Origin of the sequence: Pedobacter suwonensis (genome assembly GCF_044762335.1) — a bacterium.
Classification (GTDB): domain Bacteria; phylum Bacteroidota; class Bacteroidia; order Sphingobacteriales; family Sphingobacteriaceae; genus Pedobacter.
The window spans coordinates 362,655-386,710 of record NZ_JBIWEB010000003.1 but is presented as its reverse complement, the minus strand read 5'-3'; the positions used below and the strand labels follow the sequence as shown (position 1 = coordinate 386,710).

At 42.4% G+C, this 24,056-nt stretch carries 15 protein-coding genes; 13 read left to right on the top strand and 2 right to left on the bottom strand.

The window, feature by feature from the left end:
• Positions 1 to 183: 183 nt before the first annotated feature.
• From ACIQXP_RS07490 to ACIQXP_RS07430, 13 genes are all read left to right on the top strand, one after another.
• A complete protein-coding gene (locus ACIQXP_RS07490) occupies positions 184 to 3,354 on the top strand; it encodes a SusC/RagA family TonB-linked outer membrane protein (protein WP_293743045.1) in 3,171 nt (1,056 codons plus the stop codon).
• A 15-nt stretch (positions 3,355 to 3,369) separates the two neighbouring features.
• A complete protein-coding gene (locus tag ACIQXP_RS07485) occupies positions 3,370 to 5,043 on the top strand; it encodes a RagB/SusD family nutrient uptake outer membrane protein (RefSeq protein ID WP_293743044.1) in 1,674 nt (557 codons plus the stop codon).
• 35 nt (positions 5,044 to 5,078) lie between these two features.
• Positions 5,079 to 7,901, top strand: coding sequence for a SusC/RagA family TonB-linked outer membrane protein (locus ACIQXP_RS07480; protein WP_387504930.1), 2,823 nt, complete (start codon positions 5,079 to 5,081; stop codon positions 7,899 to 7,901).
• Positions 7,902 to 7,913: 12 nt separating this feature from the next.
• Positions 7,914 to 9,569, top strand: coding sequence for a RagB/SusD family nutrient uptake outer membrane protein (locus tag ACIQXP_RS07475; protein WP_387504931.1), 1,656 nt, complete (start codon positions 7,914 to 7,916; stop codon positions 9,567 to 9,569).
• 2 nt (positions 9,570 to 9,571) lie between these two features.
• Positions 9,572 to 10,843: a glucuronyl esterase domain-containing protein gene (locus tag ACIQXP_RS07470; protein ID WP_387504932.1), complete on the top strand. Its 1,272-nt coding sequence runs from the start codon at positions 9,572 to 9,574 to the stop codon at positions 10,841 to 10,843.
• A 154-nt stretch (positions 10,844 to 10,997) separates the two neighbouring features.
• On the top strand, positions 10,998 to 12,980 hold the full coding sequence (locus ACIQXP_RS07465; protein WP_387504933.1) for a DUF4832 domain-containing protein: 1,983 nt from the start codon (positions 10,998 to 11,000) through the stop codon (positions 12,978 to 12,980).
• A gap of 741 nt (positions 12,981 to 13,721) precedes the next feature.
• Positions 13,722 to 14,969, top strand: coding sequence for an efflux RND transporter periplasmic adaptor subunit (locus tag ACIQXP_RS07460; protein WP_387504934.1), 1,248 nt, complete (start codon positions 13,722 to 13,724; stop codon positions 14,967 to 14,969).
• Position 14,970: 1 nt separating this feature from the next.
• On the top strand, positions 14,971 to 16,431 hold the full coding sequence (locus ACIQXP_RS07455; protein ID WP_387504935.1) for a TolC family protein: 1,461 nt from the start codon (positions 14,971 to 14,973) through the stop codon (positions 16,429 to 16,431).
• A gap of 23 nt (positions 16,432 to 16,454) precedes the next feature.
• Positions 16,455 to 17,123: an ABC transporter ATP-binding protein gene (locus ACIQXP_RS07450; RefSeq protein WP_427429422.1), complete on the top strand. Its 669-nt coding sequence runs from the start codon at positions 16,455 to 16,457 to the stop codon at positions 17,121 to 17,123.
• An 8-nt stretch (positions 17,124 to 17,131) separates the two neighbouring features.
• Positions 17,132 to 18,361 carry an ABC transporter permease gene (locus ACIQXP_RS07445; RefSeq protein WP_387504936.1) on the top strand — a complete coding sequence of 410 codons (1,230 nt, stop codon included), beginning with the start codon at positions 17,132 to 17,134 and terminating at the stop codon, positions 18,359 to 18,361.
• A gap of 18 nt (positions 18,362 to 18,379) precedes the next feature.
• Positions 18,380 to 19,561: an ABC transporter permease gene (locus ACIQXP_RS07440; RefSeq protein WP_387504937.1), complete on the top strand. Its 1,182-nt coding sequence runs from the start codon at positions 18,380 to 18,382 to the stop codon at positions 19,559 to 19,561.
• A 16-nt stretch (positions 19,562 to 19,577) separates the two neighbouring features.
• Positions 19,578 to 20,951, top strand: a complete 1,374-nt coding sequence (locus tag ACIQXP_RS07435; RefSeq protein WP_387504938.1) for a sigma-54-dependent transcriptional regulator — start codon at positions 19,578 to 19,580, stop codon at positions 20,949 to 20,951.
• Positions 20,935 to 22,200, top strand: coding sequence for a sensor histidine kinase (locus ACIQXP_RS07430; protein ID WP_387504939.1), 1,266 nt, complete (start codon positions 20,935 to 20,937; stop codon positions 22,198 to 22,200). Before ACIQXP_RS07435 ends, ACIQXP_RS07430 begins: the two co-directional genes overlap by 17 nt.
• A gap of 245 nt (positions 22,201 to 22,445) precedes the next feature.
• Here the strand turns inward: ACIQXP_RS07430 and ACIQXP_RS07425 are convergent, their stop codons facing one another.
• Both ACIQXP_RS07425 and ACIQXP_RS07420 read right to left on the bottom strand, forming a co-directional pair.
• On the bottom strand, positions 22,446 to 23,033 hold the full coding sequence (locus ACIQXP_RS07425; protein ID WP_293743033.1) for an arylesterase: 588 nt from the start codon (positions 23,031 to 23,033) through the stop codon (positions 22,446 to 22,448).
• Positions 23,034 to 24,014, bottom strand: a complete 981-nt coding sequence (locus ACIQXP_RS07420; RefSeq protein ID WP_293743032.1) for an SDR family oxidoreductase — start codon at positions 24,012 to 24,014, stop codon at positions 23,034 to 23,036.
• Positions 24,015 to 24,056 lie beyond the last annotated feature (42 nt).

Sequence of the window (24,056 nt, the reverse complement as noted above, 5' to 3'; positions counted from 1 at the left end):
GTTTTAGCATAAAAGCTGGAATCAACCCTTTTAATGCTTTTCCATCTCCATTTTTAATTCGGCGATAAACCTGCACCCTTTTGGGGAATTGATGAGGACGCATCAGCGCGTCCTGGAGATTTGTATTGCGCAAAAAAAAGCAGAAATATTAAAAAAAGATAATTCTAACCATATCCAAGATAGATGATAAAAAACATAAACCTAAGGTCCAAAGGCTGGCTTCTTTTGGTTGCTGCATTTTGGTGTAAGGCCCAGGCATTGCCGGCCAGGCCCATAAAAATTTCCGTCAGCTTCGTTGCCAAACGCCCTGCAATGCGGTTTCAGGAAATAACCGGAACCGTAAAAGATGAGAAAAACCAGCCTATTCCTGGTGCAACCATCAGAATAAAAGGTACCACTACGGGTGTCCAGACCGATCTGGATGGAAAATATAAAATCAATGTTAATCCTGGGCAGGTACTTGTATTTTCAACCATTGGGTTCGAAAGCAAAGAAGTTACCATAGGGGCTGCTGGTGTAATCAACATCACGCTGGTTTCCGCAAGCAGTTCGCTCAGTGAAGTAGTGGTAAATGGTTATTCTACACAAAGAAGATCAGCCGTTACTGCTGCAATCAGTACCGTTTCGGGCCAGGATTTATTGAAAGCGCCGGTAACGAATGTGAACAATGCCTTGGCAGGTCGCGTGCCTGGTCTGGTGGTGCAGCAAACTTCCGGACGTCCGGGAATTAACGGTGCTGCTTTGTATATCCGCGGACAGGTTTCGCCCTCGGCTACAGCGCTTATCATTGTGGATGGTGTGGAAAGGACCTCTTTCGGTGATATTGATCCCAATGAAATTGAAAGCATAAACATACTGAAGGATGCCTCATCTACCGCTCTATATGGTTTGAAAGGTGCTAACGGCGTGTTTGTGGTGACTACCAAGAAGGGAGTTGAGGGACCGGCAAGGGTCACATTTTCCGGTAATCTGGGCATCATCAGTGCAACCTCCCGTCCTGAAATTCTTGGCGCTTATGAAAGTGCTATGCTGTTAAGCGAGGGGCAGCGCAACGTGGGTGAATCCAGAACCTTCACCGATGAGGATTTAGCGATTTTTAAGGCCGGAAACGGTAATCCATTACTTTATCCGGATGTGCAATGGTACGATGAACTGGTTAAAGACCATTGGATGCAGAACCAGCAGAACCTGACCATATCAGGCGGGAGTGAAAAGGTAAAATATTTTACTTCATTTAGCCATATGCGCGAGGAAGGGAATTTTAAGGAATTTAAAACACCATTAGATTATTCTACTTCCCCAAGCTACAGCCGTTACAATTTCAGGGCCAGGGTAGGCATCGATCTGACCAAAACCACCAATTTCGAAGTTAACCTTGCCGGCAGGAACGAGCACCGTTACAGCCCGGCAGGCATGAGTGAATATAACGACCCGGCGGGGGTGGTCAGCAACGGTATTGAAGGGCTGGTGGGCAGGGCTTTGAAAATGCCTTCATGGGCAGCTCCGTTCTTTAAAGAATACATCAACTCCGATGATCCTAGGATTATTGCCCTGGATGGAAACTATAACCATATCGTAAATTATGGATTGGGCGGGGTAAACGCTTTCAATCCTTACGCTTTACTCACTTATGGTGGATATGCCTTTACCGATAACAATATTGCCGAATCGATTTTCACCGTAAAGCAAAAACTTGATTTCTTAACCCAGGGTCTGAGTTTTAAGGCCCAGTTTGGCTACGATGCCACACAATTATCAGGAAAGTTGCAGCGTGGAAGTATCGGCTATCTGGAACTCAACAGGGCCACTTTGGCACTAACACCTGTGGGTGGTACCTATAACGATTTTTTTGGGGCGCCTGCCTATTCAAGAAGTGGTTTTACCAAAACGAATCTGCAGTTGTTTTTAACCTATGGGAGATCGTTTGGCAAGCATAACATCAGTGCCAATCTAATCGGTCAGCGCGAACTGCAGGGCTCGGCTGCGGCTGCCGCGCCTTATGCCAACCAGGGAATCATTTCGGAGGCTACTTATAACTATGGAAATAAATACTTTCTAACAGCCAGTGCAACCTACAATGGTTCAGAGAATTATGCCAAGGGTTATCGCTACGGCTTTTTTCCGGCAGCAACCTTAGGTTATAATCTGGCCAATGAGGAATGGATGAAAAAATTTACCTGGATCAGCATGTTTAAAATCAGAGGTTCGATTGGAAGGGTAGGGATTCCAAGTCCCGGTACAAGCCGTTTCTATTATCAGAACAGGTTTGGCGCCGGATCAAACGTGGTATTCGGAAATCCGAACAGTAACTTTAGCGCGCCTACCTATACCCAGTTACAATATGGCAATCCGTTTATCACCTTTGAGGTGTCTTTAAAACGAAATATCGGACTTGATCTTTCTTTATTTAAAGATAAACTGAACATCACTGCTGACCTTTTTGATGATGAGCGTTCGGATATTTTAACCACCCGTTCGGCAACCAGTTTTGCAACTTACGGCGCCACCGTGCCAAGTACCAATTATGGTGTCAATTACAACCACGGATATGAACTATCGGCAACTTACCGGGATAAGGTTAATGACTTTACCTATTCCTTTACAGCCAACCTGAGTTATGCCAGAAATGAGCGCAGGGTACTGGATGAAGCACCTGGTCTTGCCGAAAATCTACGCGTGTCGGGCAAGCCGATCGGTACCTATTTTGGATACCATGTGCTCGGTTTTTATGCAGATCAACAGGATATTGATAGCAGTCCGTTGAATAAAATTACAGCTTATCCTTCTATACCCGGCGATTTTAAATATCAGGATGTTAACGGCGACGGAATTATTAATAATCAGGATGTAATCGCCATCGGGCATCCTAATATTCCGGAATACAATGCAAGTCTGAATATGCAATTTGGGTACAAAGGATTTCAATTATCGGCACTTTTTAATGGGGTAACGAATGTGAGTTCAAACGTGGTGTTTCAAAGTGGCGGCCTTAACCAGTATTATGCACCAATGTTAAACAGATGGACACCAGGCAATACCAATGCCAGCTGGCCGGTAATCCGTCCGGGCCTGAATGCAAATCCTAACGAAAGCCTAAACGACTTCACATTGCAAGATGCTTCTTACATCAAATTACGAAACGTGCAGTTTAGTTATAGTCTGCCAAAAAAATTGGTCAATAGAATTCGCCTAAATGGCCTTACCGTATTCGTTAGCGGTCAGAATTTAATCACCTGGACAAATTTTTATGGCATCGATCCTGAAAACAGCTTATCGGGGAACGCTTATGCTTCTTCAATAGCTACTATTCCGACTACTAAAGTTTTCAATTTTGGCCTCAATTTATCACTCTAATTAAAGGTTACCATCATGAAAAAAATCATATATCTTTTGTTTTTATTTATTGTCTGTATTGGTTATTCCTGCAAAAAGGATTTTTTACAGCGTGATGTGGGTATTCAGAGCGACCTTGAAGAGGTTTTTAAAGACCCCTTAACGGCTTCCCGCTTTGGCGATTTTACGTATACTTTTTCCATTTCGGATTATGGCCGCCTGAGCGGATATAAAGGAATGACCTCACAGTTTACAGATGAGTCTATTGCTAATAATGGTCAGATAGAGGTGGCGGCGATGAACAGTGGCCAGTTTCTGGATCCGGGAGCTTCTGATGTGACAGGCATTTACGCTCAAATGTACCGTGGAATCAGAAATGCAAACCTGATGCTGGCTAATATGGATAAAGTTCCCTGGACCGATCTTTACAATCCCAATTATATTAAAGGTGAGCAACTTTATCTCCGTGCTTACTTCTATTTCGAGTTGTTAAGGCGTTTTGGAGGGGTTGTGATATTAACCCAGCCACAAGACTTTACAGAAGCCTCTACAGACCTTCCACGCAGCAGTTATGCAGAAACCTTTGCTTTAATTTTAAGTGATTTGGAACAAGCCCTTACGCTATTACCACTAACCAATGCCGACTGGCCCAATCCGGCAGCACAATCTAACCGGGCTACGGGGGCTGCGGTTATGGCGCTTAAAGCAAGAGCCATGCTCTTCGATGCCAGTCCGTTAAATAATCCGGAAAATGATTTGGCGAAATGGAAAAAAGCGGCAGAGGCATCAAAGGCAATTATCGACCTGAACAAATTTTCACTGGAGCCCAATTACGCCAATGTGCTTACGGTAGCAAACTCTAACGAATACATCCGGATCTGGCCCCGTGGTGGCCGTGGATTTATTGGTACCTACCTAAGCGATTTTTTGATTCCTACAAGTTATGGAGGGGCACAATCTAACCTTTCACCTGTTCAGAATCATGTTGATTTGTACGAAATGGCCAGTGGCAAACCCATTACCGATGCTACCTCAGGATATAATCCGCAAAATCCTTACCTCAACAGAGATCCGCGGTTTTATGTGAACATCCTTTATAATAATGCCACCTGGCAGGGACGTGCGGTACAAACCTGGCAATCTGAACCTAATGCCCAGGGTATTATCACTTACGGAACCGATATCAGTACGGCCACTTCCATAACCAAAACCAGTTACTACCTGAAAAGGCTTTGGCCGGAGGCTTCACGTTCGGGCTCAACCGCATCAGCATTATTGAATTATGTTTTTTACCGATATGCCGAAGTGCTGATCAATTATGCAGAAGCTTTAAATGAAGAATCAGGGCCAAGCGCAGAAGTATACAGTGCGGTAAATGCCATTCGCCTGCGCGCTAAAATGCCGGTTTTACCAGCTGGTCTCAGCCAGGCTGAAATGCGCGAACGCATCAGAAACGAAAGGGCCATCGAGTTCGCTTTCGAAGACATGCGCTGGTGGGATATCCTTCGCTGGAAAAAAGGTGCTGAAATTGTGGCCCAGCCAATGAAGGCCATGAAAGTGGTTAAAAATGCCAACGGTTCTTTCAGCTATAATGTGATCGAATTGCCTGCATTTAAAAAGGTATTTAATAATAATATGTATTTGTATCCTATTCCCCGTGCAGAAATGAATAAGACCAGTGGCGCATTGAAACAGAATCCGGGATGGTAGTGATTGGGTTGTACATCAATTTTAAAAGATAAGAAATGACAAGATATATTAAATGTTCGGGCGTTATGCTATGCATCATTAGCTATTTGCTTACCTGCAAAGCCTTTGCACAGACTAACGGTAAGCAGGATACCGTCAGGGTTAGGAAAGCTAACTACACAGACTCGACAGATAAATTAATAGAAATTCCGTTTGCTACACGCAGCAGAGAAGAATTGAATTATGCCCAGAGCTCGCTTCGCTATAATCAGCTTACGCAAGTACCGATCAGTAACCTTTCTGGTTTACTGGCGGGGAGGTTAAGTGGCTTTTTATTCAGGTGGACAGGTAATCAGCCGGGCGGTGGAAACGTGTCCTATCAAATCCGGGGAAAATCATCGTATGCGCAAGGCGCTACGCCAGCTTTTCTGGTTGATGGAATTGAACGTGATTTCGAAGATATGGATATCAGTGAAATTGAAAGTGTAACCGTATTAAAAGATGCTGCTGGTTTAAACTGGTATGGCCTGAATGGAGGTAATGGCGCAATTTTGGTCACCACAAAAAGAGGTAAAATAGGAGAGAACCTGATTTCTTTTGATGCCCAGGGCGGTTTCCAATCTGCCAGCAACCTCATCAAACCCTTAAATTCATTTGATTTTGCTACTTTATATAATCAGGGCTTAACCAATGTGGGCCAGGCACCTGCTTACAATGATGCAGCACTTGAAGGTTATAAAAACCAAACCAACCCTTACCTTTATCCGGATAATAACTATTTAGACCGCTTTTTGAGCAAAAGGGCAGCTACGCAAAGATATGCACTCACGTTTAGCGGAGGGAGCAACAGGGTTCGTTATTTCAGCTCCGTGAGCTACTTTAATCAGCAAGGTCTTTTTAGGGAAACAGAAACACCCAACTACGATTCTAACTATGGCTACAAACGTTATAACTTTCGCATCAATTTAGATTATGATGTGACCAAAACACTTACGCTGACCTTGTTGGCAGGCGTGAGGAGCGAAGTACGCAATGATGTTGGTGATGGCACCAGCACGGTTTTGAGTAACCTGTACAACTTACCGCCAAATGCCTTTCCGATTTTAAATGCAGATGGATCTTACGGCGGAACTTCACTCTTTCAAAGTAATCCCCTGGGCCAGTTACAGTCTACAGGATTTTCCAGAACCACCACCAATATATTGCTGGCCAGTATCATGGCCGATCAGAAAATGGATTTTATTACCAGAGGCCTTTCGGCTAACTTATTCTTTTCTTATGATGGTTATGGTAATTATGGTGATGGATTGTCTCAGAACTATGCAGTTTTTAATCAAACCGTAACACCTGTACAAACTTATCGCACGCCGGCAGTTATTGCCTACCGTACTGCAGCTTTCCAAACCAATACCAAAAATAATGAGTTCTGGTTTGGCTTGGATTACAACAGAACTTTTGCTACAGATCACCAGGTAAAGGCAAACGTAAGGGCGCAGCAATATGTAAGTGCGGCGGTAGACCGTTTGGATTACCGCTCACGGATGATTGTAGGGCGGGCAGATTACAGTTTTAAGCAACGTTACCAGTTGGGATTTACGGGGAGTTACTCCGGATCTGAAAACTATGCGCCTGGAAGACGTTTTGGTTTTTTTCCGGCGGTATCGGCAGGGTGGTTAATATCTAAAGAAGATTTTCTGAAAGATGCTTCAGTGATCAGTTATATGAAACTGCGCGGATCTTATGGTCGCTCAGGTAATATTGGCCCAACTTACGATGCCAATGGTAATGTGGTCAGACTGCCATACCGCACGCTGTTTACCAGAGACGCGGGACCATTCTTAGGGTCAACTTTTTCTACGTCAACCACAGCCAGGCTGGTAAGCCCTGCAGGTAACCCCTTAACCACCTGGGAAAAAATTGACCGGTTGAACCTGGGTACAGATGTAGATTTTTTTAAAGGCGCACTTTCCTTCTCTGTTGATTATTTTGATGAAAAAAGAACGGATATCCTTGGGCCCGCGAACTTACCTGGGATCCTTGGGATAGCGATTGCGCAGGTAAATTCTGGCAAGGTAAGCAGCAAAGGATTCGATGCCAGCGGAACTTTCCATAAAAAAATTGGTGAAGTGCTGATCAGTACCAACGCGAACTTTACCTATGCTAAAAATATTATTTTGGAAAGAACGGAGAATGTATTGCCTAACCAGTCTACTATAGGCCGGTATGTGAATGGCGGAAATTATTACATCGCTGAAGGTATTTTTCAGAGCCAGGCAGAGATTAATTCCAGTCCGAAGCAAACCCTTTCGAGCCTTGTGGTGCCGGGCGATCTGAAATACAGGGATGTGAACAATGATAACGTCATCGATGCCAACGATGCCATTTCGAGCGACTATACCGATATTCCGAAAATATATTATGGCTTCGGTTTTAATATCCGATATAAACAGTTTGATTTAGGCGCACAGTTCCAGGGCGTTGCTGGCAGAACTGTAGATGTCTCTGACATTGTATATGCAGGTCCGAATGGCTTAAATCAGCTCAGTTTAGATACCTGGACCCCGGCAACAGCGGCCACGGCAAAATATCCCCGTATCGCAATATCAGACAATGGGAACAACACGGCCAACTCCACCTTTTGGTTGTATTCAGGAGATTTTTTAAAACTCAGGTCTGCTGAAATTGGATACAGTACGCCACAAAGCTTTAACCAACGCTTACGTTTTAAAGGCGCAAGGATCTTTGTAAGTGGTAATAATATTTTCTCAATTTCCAAACTCGGTGAACTGGGTATTGATCCCGAAACACCCAATGCAGGTCGTTTTTCGTCTTACCCTTACGTAAAAACCTTTGCGGTAGGCTTAACTGTTAAATTTTAACTCAAAATGAGTATGAAAAATAAAATATATGTAATGCAAATGGTACTGGCGGTTTTGCTAATGAGCTTTACTGCCTGCAAGGACGAATTTTTTGAACCCTCGTATAGTGAAGGTCCTGTTAACGAAGAAGCGATCTGGAATACCGACAGGCGTGTACGCGAGTATTTAAACAACGGTTATAATTATATGCTGGCCAGGTACAATGTTGATGGCTCGGGTGCATTAATGGCCAGCGGAAGTGACGAAGCCGTAAATTCAAACTTAAACAGCAATGTGAACATCTTTAATAATGGTAACTGGAGCAGTTTAAGGACTTTTGATGAACAGTATACCAATCTTTATAACGGTTTATGGGTAATCAATACTTTTCTGGAGCGATCGCCCACGGCGGTAATTTTTCCCGCAAGTGATCTCCGCGGATTAAGAGGAGAAGCATTTTTTCTACGGGCTTTGTTACACTATGAGTTGTTCAAAAGATATGGTGGGATTGTTCTTGCCACCCGCTCGTTTTCGCCGGTAGAAGACCTGAATATTCCCCGCAATTCTGCTGATGAGGTTGTAAAACAAATTGTCAAGGATTGCGACTCGGCCATCAGTCAGATTCCGGCAGCCTCCACAAAAGATTGGGATGCCGCCAATTACGGACGTGCCACAAAGGCTGCGGGAATGGCGCTTAAAGCAAAAACGCTGCTGGTTTACGCAAGTCCTTTATACAATACGGGCAACGATCTGCAACGCTGGCAAAATGCGGCCAATGCAGCAAAAGATTTAATCGACTTAAATAAACACAGCTTATTAAGTACCGCCTTATTTCCAAACTTATGGGATTACACTACCACTGCAACCTCTTATAACAACGAGGTAATTTTTGCTACGCCGGCAAGCAACACCAATGCTATCGAAGCCAATAATGCGCCCATTAGTTTCACCGGTGGGTTGGGCAGAACAAACCCGACGCAGAATTTGGTTGACGCATTTGAAATGACCAATGGCAAAGCCATAACCGACCCTACATCAGGCTATGACCCACAAAATCCTTATGCGAACAGAGATCCGCGTTTAAACCAGTTTATTGTAGTTAACGGCGCAAATTTTAAAACAGGAAGCTTAACACGAGCTGTAGAGACCTATGAAGGTGGACGTGATAATGTGCCTTCCAATGTAAACAGTACAAAATCTGGTTATTACCTGCGGAAATTTTTAAGCGGTAACGCTACTTACAACATTACCGGTACCACGAGCGTAAGAAGGCCTTGGGTATTGTTTCGTTATGCAGAAATTTTACTGATCTATGCAGAGGCCCTGAACGAATCTGGAGGTCCGAATGCGGAGGTTTACAATGCGATAAATGCGGTACGTAACCGCGCCGGAATGCCTGCACTTGCCGGGTTAACACAATCGCAAATGCGCGACAGGATTAAAAATGAACGCCGGGTAGAATTGTGTTTCGAAGAACAACGGTTTTTTGATGTCCGCCGCTGGAAGGACGGGGAAAGTAATTTTAACGGAGCAGTTAGGGGGATGAAAATCACGAAGGTGGGTACTGCGCTAACTTATAGCCCATTTGTAATTGAAAACCGAACCTTTACCAGTAAAAATTATTGGTATCCGTTTCAACAATCAGAAATCAATAAGGCGAGTAAACTTATTCAAAACCCAGGGTATTGAGTATGATGAACAGACTAAAATCCTTTGCCGGTCAAGGCAGTTGGCACGTCAACATTTGGAAGAAAAAAGCATTGGCCTGCGTGATTGGTCCGGTGTTTTTATCGGCTGGAGCATATGCGCAGAAAACAGACCGCTTTATGGGAGAAATCGTTAACTATGATGAAAGTGCCGTGCCTGCCTATACTTTACCCGATATACTGGTTACTGCAAGGGGCAAAAAGATTAAAAATGTCTCCATGTGGGAAAAGCAGCGCAGACCCGAACTTTTAGCCCTGTTTGAAGAACACATTTACGGAAAAACACCAGAAGGTTTTGATAATTTAAAATTTGTGGTGACCAACGAAAATGCAACTGCCATGGCTGGAAAAGCCCATTTGAAAGAGATAATAATTACGGCATGGAAAGATGGTCATTCAGTATCTTTTCCCGTTGTGCTCTTCACCCCCAATAAGCGGACAAAACCTGCTCCGGTGTTTTTACTAATTAACAACCGCAGTAGAAGAAATACAGATCCGGCAAGAATAGAAAAGAGTACTTTCTGGCCAGCCGAAATGGTCATAGACAGCGGTTACGCCATGGCGGCCTTTCATCATTCGGATGTAGCGCCTGATCGGAAGGATAGTTATCAGAACGGTGTATTAAATCAGTTGTTTCCTGCAGAGCTGGAAAAAGATAATGGCATGAAAGCCATTGGCGTGTGGGCCTGGGCGGCAAGCAGGGTAATGGATTATTTTAAAACGGATAAAGAAATCGACTTTAACAGGGTTGCGCTGGTAGGGCATTCGAGGGGTGGCAAAACTGCTTTATGGTCTGCAGCCCAGGATCAACGCTTCGCCATGGTGTTTAGCAGTTGCTCAGGAAGTACGGGTGCAGCACTGGCCAGGCGTAAATATGGAGAAACCATCAGCCTGATTAATAAACAGTTTGGTTACTGGTTCAACAACAATTACAAAAAATATAGCAATGATGTAAACAACCTGCCTGTTGATCAGCATATGCTCATAGGTTTGATTGCGCCAAGGCCGGTTTATACCACCAACACTACTGAAGATCGCTGGGCAGACCCTTACGGCTCATTTCTTTCATTGGTACATGCGGAGCCTGTTTATGATCTCTATGGTAAGAAGGTTAGTCTGCCGAAGGAGATGCCTAAGGTGAACAGTCCAATTATTAATTCGGCTATAGGTTACCATTTCAGGGAAGGAAAACACGACCTCAATGTTTATGACTGGGCAAATTTTATCCGCTTCGCCAATTACCATTTTAATCGATAAGGTTTACGCTTAACTTCCTTTTAAAAAGGATTGGCATTTTTCCTCAATTCCTATAGAGAAAAAAAGTTTAGTGTAAAGAAAATTTAGTCTCAGGTTCAAAATAGGTACCGAATTAATAGCAAAACCTCTAATCTAAAATTTAATATTTATTACTATGAAAAAACTCATTTTTGGGTGGACCGGAAAGGTAACGCTGCTTGCTCTTATGGGGCTGCATTCGCTTTCCTGTTCCAAAATGGTGGAAGAAAACCTTTCACAAACTTTTGATAAGGGACCACAAAAATTGGCTGTTATTGCCAATAACGTGCTGATTAACCCTGTTTATAATAGTACTTCGGTGTTACGGAATCCATTAAATGGGTGGGTAATGTATGGCAAACGAGATGCCACCGAAACGTATTGGGACAGTCAGTTTTTCGTACCCGAACTGGGTGCCAATGTAAAGGCGATAGATTACGCCTCAGCCTGTTATATCCGCACCAGCTGGCGATCGCTTAATCCAAGCCCAGGTGTTTATGCGTGGAGAGACCCCAACTCACAGATCGGTAAACTTATCAACGGTGTTAAAACCAGAGGCTTGCCTATCGCATTCCGGATCGTGGTCGATGGGCGCGACCAGGGGGAAAATACTCCTGCCTTTGTATTCACCGCGGGTGCTCAATATTGGTTATCAAACCCTGCAGTACCAGCGCAGAAAACCCCTTTTCCCCAGGATCCGGTTTTCAGGCAATATTATACCACATTCATCGAAGAACTTGCCAAAGATTTTAATGATCCTGTTCGCACCTCTTTTATTGATGCCTATGGTTTAGGTAAATGGGGCGAAGCACATAATACCGTGTATGCCGCTCCGGGCGTATTAACAGCTGCACAAACAGAAACTGTAAAGGAAGAGGTACTGGATTGGATCATGGCACTCTATAACAGGACTTTCACCAAAGTGCCGCTGGTAATTAACTATCACCGGTTAATAGGTCATCCAACAAGCTGGGGCGCAGCAAACCCAAACAGCAACCAGTTACTGGTGAAAGCGATCAATCAAGGGTATAGCCTGCGGCATGATGCTTTTGCAATGACCGATTATTACCAAAGCTGGGAGAAAAACTTTGCAGCCACCTGGAAACATAAACGCCCGATTATTATGGAAGGGGGATGGATTGTGACCGGCACACACCGCTATTGGATCGATTCAAGCGGACAATATCGCGAAGGGCATCCTGAAGACGTCAGAAAAGCTGAATTTGAAAGATCGGCAGAAGCGGCTGTAAATATGATGGATTTTAGGGTTGGAGAAGTAGCTTCCTGGTTTCAAACCAGTTTTCCATTGGTACAGCGCTTCAATGCAGAAGGAGGCTACCGGCTGTATCCTGATCAGGTATCGTTACCAAATGAGATTGCCAACGGGGCTACCGCTACAATAGGCCATCGCTGGAGAAACATGGGTTGGGGTTACTGCCCTAACAACATTCCACAGTGGAATTATAAGTACAAAGTGGCTTTTGCCATTCTGGATACCGCTGGTGTGGTTAAAAAACTTTTTATAGATGAAAATGGTGAACCTTCTATGTGGGTGAAAGATAACCCTATGATTTACAATTTTACCACAACGGCAATTAACCTGCCTGCTGGCAATTATAAATGGGGGGTAGCCATCATCGATAAAACGAATGACAACAAGCCAGGTATTGCGCTTGCCGTAACCGGAACTTTTACAAACGGATGGCTGGAATTGGGCAATCTGCAAATACAGGCCGAACCTCCAATTGGTCAGACGGTTAAATTAAAAGGTTCTAATAACCTGTTTGTTTCTGGTGAAAACGGTGAAGTAGCCATGAGGTGCAACCGGGCGACTGCCTCTGACTGGGAAAGCTTCACCATTGTTGATGCTGGTGGAGGAAAAATTGCCCTGAAAAGCATGAACAAATATGTATCTTCAGAAAATGGCGCCACAATCGGGATTACCTGCAACCGCACAAGCATGAGTGATTGGGAAAAATTTGACTGGGTGGTAAATACAAATGGAAAAATCTCCCTCAAAGGGAATAATGGTAAAAACATTTCTTCAGAAAACGGCCAGTCGGCAATGAAATGCAACAGGACTACTATTTCTGGCTGGGAAATGTTTTCTCTGGAATAATTGATGAGGGAAAGTTTTTAAGCATATTGAAGTTTTAAAAAAATGGGTTGCTCTTGTGAGGGCAACCCTAATGTTTTTTTGGGAGTTTGGAAAATTGACTGTTTAAATTAATTCATCGGAAAAAATGGTTCTAATTACGCACTGCCATTAACCCGTAATTGGGTAGGAGATTTTGTAGTTTTTTTACTTATATTTTATTGATTTTCAAATATATAAGTTGGAATGTTTCGGTCGCTAACGCGATTCGATTTTGTCGGTTTTCAAAATCGAATTTTTGGGAATGCCGAACCAATTTGTCCCCGCTTATCATTAATGGCCGATTTGGTGAAAATTGGAAATAATCGGGTTAATGTTAAAATCGAATCATTTAGGACTGGCTATACCGTGCTATCTTATGTTTCTTTTTCGTGATTTCCGCTAATTTTGCCTCTGCTCTTAAGATATTTCTCTTCACATGCCGGTTTTAGGGTTTATAATCGTTTCCATCAATATCACCCAACAATAATAGTTAACCAACTATGTAAGCTTATTATTATCAGCTAGCTGTTTGACCAGACAAATCAGAACCCTTTAAAAAAATTGTATTTCTATCATCATCAGGACCCAGACCTTATCCGTTCGATAACAGACAAAACGTTCGATATCGGGCATTTTTATATTTGTTTAAAATCATAAATACCTGATTATCAATGTCTTGTTATTGGCATTCCGCTTGTAAAAGCTTGTCCAAAAAATGTTTAAATGGACAAACTCATTGAAGAAGAAGTTTTAGCTAAAAACAAGAAAAAAAATTACTTGCTGGTTTTTATCATCCTTATTTTGCTGATAGCCAGTATCTGGTTTGTACGGTTTTATTTTAAAGCTGCACTTACGGAAGCCAATATCACGACGGCAAAAGTTGAGACCGGAATAATCGAAAATACGATTAATGCCACCGGTGAAGTGCTGCCCGAATTCGAAGAAGTGTTAACCAGCCCGATAAGTGCATCGATAAAAAATGTTTTGATGGATGCCGGAAAAAAAGTGAATAAGGGGCAATCCATTCTATTGCTGGATAAATCAGTAAGCCAAACCGATTATGGAAAGCTGCAATTTCAGATGGAGTCCAAACAAAATGAAATTAGTAAGCTAAAGCTTGATTTAGAAAAAAGTTTTTTCGATGTTAAATCGAGCAACGCCATAAAACAGTTGCGGATCAGTAACCTTAAAGATGCTGTTTCATCGGCAAAACGATTACTTAAAGCCGGTGGGGGCACCAAAGAGGATGTGGAGCGGGCTGAGCTTGATTTAAAGGTTGCCGAACTGGAGAAGTTACAGCTCGAAAATGAAATTAAAAGTAAGCAGCAAACCATGAAAATCGAAATCAGGGAGGCTGAGATTGCACTGGCCATTCAAAAAAATGATTTGGATGCATTGAAACGGAAACTTGATCTGGCCGATGTAACGGCAACCAGGCCCGGGGTAATTACCTGGGTAAATAAAAATATTGGCTCCAGTGTACACGAAGGCGACGCCTTGGTACGTATAGCCGATTTAAGCGGCTTTAAAGTTGCAGGTAGCATGTCTGATAATCTAATGGATAAAATCCACAATAACATGGCTGCTATCATCAGAATTGGCGATACGCAACTTAGAGGTTCAGTTGTAAATATCTCACCGGCAGTAACCAATGCCACCGTATCGTTTGATATCCAGTTGAATCAAAAAGACAGTAAAGTATTAAGGCCCAATCAAAAAGTAGATGTTTTTTTAGTTACTGATACCCGAAATGGTGTTTTAAGGGTGGCGAACGGGCCAGCTTTTAACGGTTCAAATTTACAGGAGATCTTTGTATTGAAAAACGGTATAGCCGAAAAGCGCACCGTGAAAACAGGTTTAAGCAACTTTGATTATGTTGAAATTTTAAGTGGGTTAAAAGCTGGAGACGAAATCATTACTTCGGATATGGCTGATTTCAAAAACTCGGAAAAAGTAACAATAAGCCGTTAAGATGATGAAGAAAATTGTACTTATTGGATTAGCTGTTTTACTAAGTTCATTAAATGTAGTATTTGCAGGTACCGATACGCTTAAGCTTAACCTGCTACAGGTAGTTGAAATGGCCAGGGCCAATTCTATTGCGGCAAAACAGGCTGCAACGGTTAAAGAAACAAAATACTGGGAGTGGCGTACTTTCAAATCAAATTACCAGCCACAGTTGGCTTTAGAGGGTATTTTACCCGGCTATACCGAAACTTATACCCAGGTACAGCAACCCAACGGAAGTATTCTTTTCCAGCCCGTACATTATGATAATTCCTCACTGACACTAAATTTTAGTCAAAGTATTGCAGCAACGGGCGGCACCATTTATGGAACTACCCAACTGCAGCGTTTTGATGATTTTGACAGAAACAGTGTACTTTATAATGGTATTCCTTACGGAGTTGGTTACACACAACCGCTATTACAGTTTAACAGCTTAAAATGGGACAAGAAAATTGAACCATTAAAATACAGTGAGAGTAAGCAGGTTTTTATCGAAACACAGGAGAAAATATCAATTACCGTTACCGAATATTTTTTCGATTTACTGTTAGCGCAGGTTAACCTTGATATTGCTGAATTAAATTATGCGAACACCAAAAGGATCCTGAGCATTGCCAATACTAAATTTGAATTGGGCAAGATTTCAAAAAATGAGATCCTCCAGCTTCAGCTGGAGGTGCTTAATGCCCAGAAAGCCGTTGGGACGGCTAAAAGAGATGTAGAGGTGGCCACACTGAACCTCCGCAGTTACACGGGTATTGAGGGCGACGATAGGATAAAATTGGATATGCCGCAGGCCGTTGCTCAAATGACTGTGGCTACTGAAAAAGTTTTGGCTGAAGCCTTTGCAAACCGTTCTGATGCGATTGGTTTTGCCCGCCGGTTGGCAGAAGCCAGAAGAGATGTGGCCAAAGCAAAGGGCGAAAATGGACTTAAGGCTACATTGAGGGCAAATCTGGGTTTTTCCAATGCCGGCTTGAGTGCTTTTGATGTTTACAGGAATCCGAAAAACCAGCAAACCGTTGAACTACAGTTGTCTATTCCGGTTATGGATTGGGGCAGGTCTAAATCAAGAACAAAAACAGCACAAGCAAATGAGCAACTGGTAACTTATGCTGTTGAGCAGGATAAGCAAACTTTTAAACAGCAGATCGTAACGCAGGTAACGCTTTTTAATATGATGAAAGAACAGACCAAGCTTACAGATACGGCTGCAAAAATTGCCGCAGAAAAATATAAGATAGCCAGCGAACGCTATGTTTTAGGCAACCTGAGCATTACCGATTTAAGTATTGCTTTCCAGGAAAATGATGCAGCAAAACGCGATTACGTTTCTTCGCTCCGCGATTTTTGGGGTGCTTATTATCAGCTTCGCTATCTTTCTCTTTACGATTTTGAAAAAAACATTAAAATAACTTATTAATAAATCTTAATTACTAATTATACATGATGATACGCTTAAAAAATATTGAAAAAGTTTACCGGACGGCTACTGTGGAAACCCTGGCTATAAACGGTATTAACCTCGACATTGCAAAGGGAGAATTTCTTTCCATTATGGGGCCATCGGGCTGCGGAAAAAGTACTTTGCTGAACATTATGGGCTTGCTCGATGAACCATCGAAGGGAGATATCAAAATAGATGACCAGGACATTCGCAGTTTTTCTGATAAAAAACTGGCCCATTTCAGAAATGAGAAGCTTGGATTTATTTTTCAGAGTTACCACCTGATTAATGATCTGCAGGTGTTGGATAATGTAGAACTACCTTTATTGTACCGCGATTCATCTGCTAAGGAAAGAAAGTCGCTAGCTACTGAAGCATTGGAAAAAGTTGGCCTGAGCAACCGTTTAAAACATTTCCCTACGCAGCTTTCGGGTGGGCAACGCCAGCGTGTTGCCATTGCCAGGGCTATTGTTGGCCGCCCTCAGATTATCCTTGCGGATGAGCCAACAGGAAACCTTGATAGCGCTATGGGAAATGAGATCATGAATATCCTCATCAATCTGAACAAAAATGAAGGTACAACAATCGTGATGGTTACACATGACGAAAGCATGGCGCAAAAAACACACAGATTGGTTCGTCTTTTTGATGGTTCACAGGTTCAATAATTTCAGCTATGTTAAAAAATTATTTCAAAATTGCGATAGCTGTTTTAAAAAGAAGGAAATTTTTCACTTTCATCAGCTTGTTTGGCATCAGCCTTACACTAACCATCTTAATGGTAGCCACTGCACTTGCAGATAAAATGTTTAATCCGGGATATCCTGATTACAATCAACATCGTTCGCTTTATGTTGAGCGTATAGAAGTAAAAAATACCAAGGAAGGTTGGATGAATATGAGCAACCTGTCGTTTTATTTCTTTGAACATTATGTTTCGAAGTTGAAAACGGTTTATAAAATGGCCATTTCGTCTGATCAGAGATCATCTAATGCTTATCTCAACAATAAAAAGCTGGTAATAGGTTATAAATACACCAATGCAGATTACTGGAATGTTTTATCGTACCGGTTTCTGGAAGGCAAACCTTATGGTGAAAGGGAAATTAAAAGTGCAGAACGTGTTGCCGTGATTTCTAAAAAAACAAAAGAAGCTTATTTCGGTGATCAAAAATCGGTAATTGGCCAATACATTTCTGCAGATAACATTAACTACCGGGTAATTGGAGTGGTTGATAATGTTTCAGGTGCTGTACGCAATTTTGCCGGCGATATGTATTTGCCCTATACGCTTTCAAAAGATAGTAAAGATACAAGACTAATGGGTTCATATAATGCCGTGCTTTTAGGCCGTACGGAAAATGATGTACCCAGGATGAAAAAAGAGTTTGCCCAAATGGTTGATAAACTGCCAGTCCCGTCAGATTTTAATAAGATTTATTGCAATGCAGATGGATTTAAAACCAGTGTTGCCCGTAGAATAGCAGGAGATTCGACCAGTAACGGGATCACAAAAGTAATCACCGTAGGCGGAATTTTTATACTCCTGTTTTTATTGCTGCCAACCATAAATTTAGTCAATATCAATATTACCCGCATCATGGAGCGCTCATCAGAAATTGGCGTACGCAAGGCTTTTGGTGCTTCATCAAAAACATTGGTTTACCAGTTTATTGTAGAAAACCTCATTCTCACTTTTATTGGAGGCATTATAGGGATCTTTTTATCCCTGCTGGTTATTTACCTCATCAACAAATCAGATTACATATCAAGCTTTAATCTCACCATGAATTTAACGGTATTGTTTTTTAGTCTGATTACCTGTTTTTGCTTTGGATTGATCTCAGGCGTATACCCGGCATGGAGAATGTCGAAATTAAATATTGTTAGAGCATTAAAGGCTTAGAGCCTCAAAACAAAATATATGTATAAACATCTGTTTAAATTAATTTGGAACAAAAGGAGACAAAACTTCCTTTTTCTGTCTGAAATTCTGATTTCCTTTCTGGTTGTGTTTGCTGTTTTTTCTTATTTAACCTATTACTATAAGAATTACATCAAGCCACTTGGCTTTGATTATAATAGGGTTTGGTCAGTTAGCTATAATGGCGACCGATTATCGAAAAATGCTGATTCGCTTGGTATTTTTTATACCAATCTGAACAAAGCACTACAAGCAATGCCTGAAATTGAAGCGGTAAGTTTTTCGAGCTCGAATTATCCCTATTCATCCAGTTTTATAAGCACCGGATTAACGCAAGGAGGAAAGAAATTCAATAACATTAGCGATTTTAATGTGGGAGATGATTACCAAAAAGTTTGGAGTGTTAAACTCGTTGACGGGAGATGGTTTACTCCGGAAGACCTGATCAGCAAAAATAAAGGAATTGTCATTAACGAGACCTTTAGCAAAGAGTTGTTCGGAACCGCAAAGGCTGCTGGAAAGCTGATTGGCGATTTTGATGATAAAAATAAATTCAAAATCATAGGTGTTGTTAACGATTTTAAGGCAAATGGTGATTTCTTGCCGGCGAACAATGTTATGTTTACTCAGTTGGATACAACAAATTTGAAGTGGGCGAGTACACTTTTAATAAAGGTACGGGAAACTGCCGGTGCCAGGTTTGAAAGCAAGCTATATAAGTTTATGGCCACAACGATGCGCAGTGCAGTCGAAATTCAGCATGTTGATGAAATGCGCGATGCCAAAAATAAGGAAACCATTATCCCGATGTTATTGTTCATCATCGTTGCGGGTTTCCTGATTATTAATGTTGCCCTTGGTCTTTTCGGTGTGTTATGGTATAACATTAATAAACGGAAAGGCGAAATTGGCCTGAGGCGGGCAATTGGTGCAAGCGGCGTTTCCGTGTCAACTCAAATGGTACTCGAATCGTTAATCTTAGCTACAATATCTGTTCTGATCGGCTGTTTCTTTGCTGTTCAGTTTCCGCTGTTAAACGTATTTGATATAGCTTCAAGCGTTTACCTTATTGCCATTTTACTCTCTGTTTTATTTATTTATACATTGGTTATCGCATGCTCCTTATATCCGGGCAGGCAAGCTGCGGCAATTCATCCGGCCGTTGCACTGCATGAAGACTAAATGGTTAACTTCGTATATGATTTTAGTAGTTGATGATGATATTGCCGTTAGAACTTCCATTTCACTTCTCTTAAAAGGGGCGGGCTACGAGGTTATTCCTGTTGATAACGCTGTGCAGGCTTTTGAGGTAGTAAAAACCCAAAAGCCTGCACTTGTGGTTCTGGATTTAAATTTTTCTATTGATACCTCGGGAGAAGAAGGCATGAGTTTGCTGAAAAAAATCAGAACTGTTGATGCCAGTGTTCCGATTATATTAATTACCGGATGGGCGAGTATAGAACTTGCTGTGCAGGGGATGAAATTTGGCGCAAACGATTTTATTAATAAACCATGGAATAACGAACACCTGCTGCAATCGGTAGCAACCTTATTAGAAATAAATGGTAAAAAACCGCGCTCCCAAAGCAGAAAGGAACTGGATAAGAAATATAATTTTAAACAGATCATAGGTGAAGACCCAACCTTGCTGAATATTCTGGAAACCATTGGTCGCGTAGCTTCAACCAATGCATCAATATTGATTACAGGCGAAAGCGGAACGGGTAAGGAGCTAATAGCAGAGGCCATTCACGAAAACAGCAACCGCTCGGGCAAGCCTTTTGTAAAAGTTAATCTGGGCGGAATTTCATCTTCGTTATTTGAGAGCGAAATGTTTGGCCATGTTCGCGGAGCTTTTACTGATGCCCGTTTCGATAGGACGGGCAGGTTTGAAATGGCGAATAAAGGAACCATTTTCCTGGATGAGATAGGCGATCTGGATGCAGCAGGTCAGGTGAAGTTATTAAGGGTTTTACAAGACCGTACGTATGAAGTTTTAGGCAGCAGCCGAACCAAAACAGTTGATACCAGGGTAGTTTGTGCGACAAACAAAAATTTAAACGAAAGGGTAGCGTCAGGCTTGTTCAGGGAGGATTTGTTGTACCGTATTAACCTGATCACTATTCATCTGCCCGCGTTAAGGGAAAGACCATCTGATATTCCTTTACTGGTTAACTTCTTTATTAATAATCTGAAAGAAATTTACGGTAGGGAAGCGTTATCAATAGCACCTGGTGCCTTACGCTGGTTACAGCAACTGCCTTTGCCCGGTAACATCCGCCAGCTTAAAAACCTGGTTGAACGAACGGTACTGATCAGCAGTACAAATGAATTAACGATTGATGATTTTCAATCACAGTTAAATTTGTCACCATTAAATAGCGATAAAGTCAGATTGCCCGGAGTAGGTACCATGACTTTAGACCAGATGGAGGCAGAAATGGTTAAGCAGGCCATGAATTTCCATAAAAACAGAATTACAAAAGCCGCGGCATCATTGGGGATTACCAGGAATGCCCTTTATCGCCGTTTGGAAAAATATCAAATTCCATTTAATGAAACTGAAGACTAAGTATATCCTGTTTATCGTCATTCTTCACCTCATCTGCCTGGTGATGAGCTATTTCATTTTTGATAAAAACAAACTCATATTTATGCTGTCAGAGGCATTTGTACTGGTTTCTGTTGTTATATCAATTAGCCTTTATAAGCAGCTAGTCAGTCCGCTTACCTATTTAAAACAAGGCATTTCAGCCATAAAAGACCGGGATTTTAACGTTAAATTTTTATTGACCGGAAAAAAAGAAGTAGATGAGCTTGTGGATGTTTATAACCGCATGATTGACGAATTGAGAACTGAGCGAACAAAGCAGGAAGAACAGCATTTTTTTCTCGAAAAGCTTATTCAGACTTCCCCAACGGGAATTATTATTCTTGACTATGATGGGCAGTTAAAGCAGATTAATCCAAAAGCGCTGGAAATTACAAAAGCGAATCCTGATATGCTCGAAAATCAGATCCTGGGTATGAAAACCGGAACATCAAAAATGCTCCGTACAGATGGATTGCATACATACAAAATTCAAAAGTCGAGATTTATGGACAGGGGTTTTGAGCGGATTTTTATCATGATGGAGGAAGTAACGGCAGAAATTTTTGCAGCCGAAAAAAGTGTTTACAGTAAGGTGATCAGGATGATGGCGCATGAGGTGAACAATACAGTTGGTCCCGTAAATTCAATTATTAATACGGCATTGGCGCAAGATAATTTATGGCTGGAAGAGGACGAGCAGCTATTAAAAAATGCCATGAAAATTGCTGTTGAGCGTAATCAGAACCTAAATGTATTTATGCGGAATTTTGCCAATCTGGTTAAACTTCCGGCAGCGAACAGAAAGAGAACAGATCTGGTTGAACTCCTCAAATCGGTGTCAGCATTAATGCATTTCGCTGCAAACGAAAAAGAAATCCGGTTTGAACTGGATTTACCAACATCATCATATTTTATTACCGCCGATGTTGAACAAATGGAACAGGCCCTGATAAACATTCTTAAAAATTCAATTCAAGCGATAAAAAGCAACGGCGTTATCCAGATAGAATTAGATTCTGCTAAACACCAGCTCAATATTTACGACAATGGAAAAGGTATATCTGAGGAAAATGCTGCGCAACTTTTTAGCCCGTTTTTCAGCACAAAAAAAGATGGACAGGGGATTGGGCTAACCCTGGTTAGAGAAATACTGCTCAACCACGGTTTCGATTTTTCTTTGAAAACGGTCAGGCCGCTTACCGTATTTACCATTCAACTGGCTGGATAATGATATCCAAAATAATTACATTCCCCCCCCGAATAGGTTTTGCTGATTCCTAAATGGAAAACTAGCTAGGCTACATAAATATGTAAAAAAAAATAAATAAGGTCATTTCAGCCATTAATAAATCGCATGCTGTGAGCAGGCCAATATAAACCTTAACTGGTCCTGGCGTCTGGCTAATACCGAAATATAACGCCCAATCTGTCCAAAGTCTTGTATGTTGGGAGCGATCATGAGGTGACTATGGGTTACAATAAGTCAGTGAGGCTACCACGCTCCTGAATAATTCTGTACAATTCCGTCCAGATATTTTCCGCCGCGATCTCGTATCCTTCTTTAAGCGGGTGAACACCATCGTGCATATTGAGTGCGCGTATGCCTGCTACATTTTTTAAAAATGACGGTACCAGCGAAAGGCCGTTTTTTTCAGCCAGTGCCGGAAATATACCAGAATAATCACTTTGATGCCAGCCGGTTGCCCAGTATGGTAATTCGATGCCCAACAAAAGTATGGATGCCGACGGACAGGTAGATTTAACTTTGTTGATGATGAGCTGCAGGTTGGATAGGATCAGCACCGGACTCATGCCACGAAGGAAGTCATTGGCACCAAGTTCAAGGACAAAAATCGCTGGGTTTTCATTCAGGACATGGCCAAGTCTGGATAGGGCAGAAGCCGTAGTATCTCCGCTTAGGCCTGCGTTAATTACAGTGTGTTTTAGTCCGAGCTTTTTTAGTTTTGCATTGATGAGGGCTGGGATGGATTCAGATAAAGGGTCTTTGAGACCGTATCCGGCCACCAGGCTATCGCCGAAAAAAACAATTTTGTTCTCCATTTACCATTTCTTTTTGATGAGTAATGCACTGAGCAGTAGCCCTGCACCCAGTGCCACATATTTACGGTGCGCTTTTGGCCTTCCGGGAATTCCCCATCCGCCATGTACCGAATTGCCATAGGCTACCGGACTGAAAATATTGCCGTTGGTGGGTTCGATAGCTTTGGCATGTTTGAGGTAGGTACGGATCACACTTCCTGCGAAGGTGGTGGTCAGGGTTGGGAACAATGCACGGGAAAGGCGCATGATTGTTGAAAAACTGCCCACCATTTTTTCAGATCTGGGGTTGAGCGAGAGTTTGAAGATTTCATGGGCCAGGCGGTTAGGGTCGTAGACTACAGGGCCCGGTTTGAGTACTTTGCCGGTATAATTGGCAGCATGTTGCATGCCCGGTGTATCCAGAAAGCCGGGAAATGCATCGCAGACATGGATGTTACGGTATTGTCGGAGTTCAGACTTCAACGAGGCAGAGAAGCCACGAAGTCCGAACTTGGCAGCAGAATAACCAGCACCGAAAGGAACGGGCAGAAATCCTCCGATTGAAATATTGTTGATCAGGATTCCCTGACCCTGTTTTTTAAAATAGGGCATTACGGCGTGGGCACCATACATATAACCCAAAAGGTTGGTTTTGATCACCTGCTCACTTACTTCCATGGGTGTCTGGTCGAAACTGCCAATAGCAAGTACTCCCGCATTATTGACCCAAACATCAATACCGGTACCGATACTTGCAGCTGTTGCCGCCAGGTTGAGCACCTGGTGATAATCAGAGGTGTCGCAGGCAACGCACTCTGCCGCGCCTCCAACACTTTCGCATTCGGCAGCTAGGTCTTTCAGTGCATCGATATTCCTCGCAGCAATCACTACCCGATCGCCATTTTCCGCAAAGGCCAGTGCAATGGCCCGTCCGGCACCACTTGATGCACCGGTGATAACGACAGTTCTTGAGGTTGTTTTTATGTTTTGATCTTGTTCCATATCTACCTAACCGTCTTTAAAAGATGAATGTTTGGGTCAGGG

Excerpts from the sequence above, each read along its gene's own strand:
- ACIQXP_RS07490 (WP_293743045.1), top strand. The coding sequence starts at position 184 with ATGATAAAAAACATAAACCTAAGGTCCAAAGGCTGGCTTCTTTTGGTT.
- ACIQXP_RS07485 (WP_293743044.1), top strand. The coding sequence starts at position 3,370 with ATGAAAAAAATCATATATCTTTTGTTTTTATTTATTGTCTGTATTGGT.
- ACIQXP_RS07480 (WP_387504930.1), top strand. The coding sequence starts at position 5,079 with ATGACAAGATATATTAAATGTTCGGGCGTTATGCTATGCATCATTAGC.
- ACIQXP_RS07475 (WP_387504931.1), top strand. The coding sequence starts at position 7,914 with ATGAAAAATAAAATATATGTAATGCAAATGGTACTGGCGGTTTTGCTA.
- ACIQXP_RS07470 (WP_387504932.1), top strand. The coding sequence starts at position 9,572 with ATGATGAACAGACTAAAATCCTTTGCCGGTCAAGGCAGTTGGCACGTC.
- ACIQXP_RS07465 (WP_387504933.1), top strand. The coding sequence starts at position 10,998 with ATGAAAAAACTCATTTTTGGGTGGACCGGAAAGGTAACGCTGCTTGCT.
- ACIQXP_RS07460 (WP_387504934.1), top strand. The coding sequence starts at position 13,722 with ATGGACAAACTCATTGAAGAAGAAGTTTTAGCTAAAAACAAGAAAAAA.
- ACIQXP_RS07455 (WP_387504935.1), top strand. The coding sequence starts at position 14,971 with ATGATGAAGAAAATTGTACTTATTGGATTAGCTGTTTTACTAAGTTCA.
- ACIQXP_RS07450 (WP_427429422.1), top strand. The coding sequence starts at position 16,455 with ATGATGATACGCTTAAAAAATATTGAAAAAGTTTACCGGACGGCTACT.
- ACIQXP_RS07445 (WP_387504936.1), top strand. The coding sequence starts at position 17,132 with ATGTTAAAAAATTATTTCAAAATTGCGATAGCTGTTTTAAAAAGAAGG.
- ACIQXP_RS07440 (WP_387504937.1), top strand. The coding sequence starts at position 18,380 with ATGTATAAACATCTGTTTAAATTAATTTGGAACAAAAGGAGACAAAAC.
- ACIQXP_RS07435 (WP_387504938.1), top strand. The coding sequence starts at position 19,578 with ATGATTTTAGTAGTTGATGATGATATTGCCGTTAGAACTTCCATTTCA.
- ACIQXP_RS07430 (WP_387504939.1), top strand. The coding sequence starts at position 20,935 with ATGAAACTGAAGACTAAGTATATCCTGTTTATCGTCATTCTTCACCTC.
- ACIQXP_RS07425 (WP_293743033.1), bottom strand. The coding sequence starts at position 23,033 with ATGGAGAACAAAATTGTTTTTTTCGGCGATAGCCTGGTGGCCGGATAC.
- ACIQXP_RS07420 (WP_293743032.1), bottom strand. The coding sequence starts at position 24,014 with ATGGAACAAGATCAAAACATAAAAACAACCTCAAGAACTGTCGTTATC.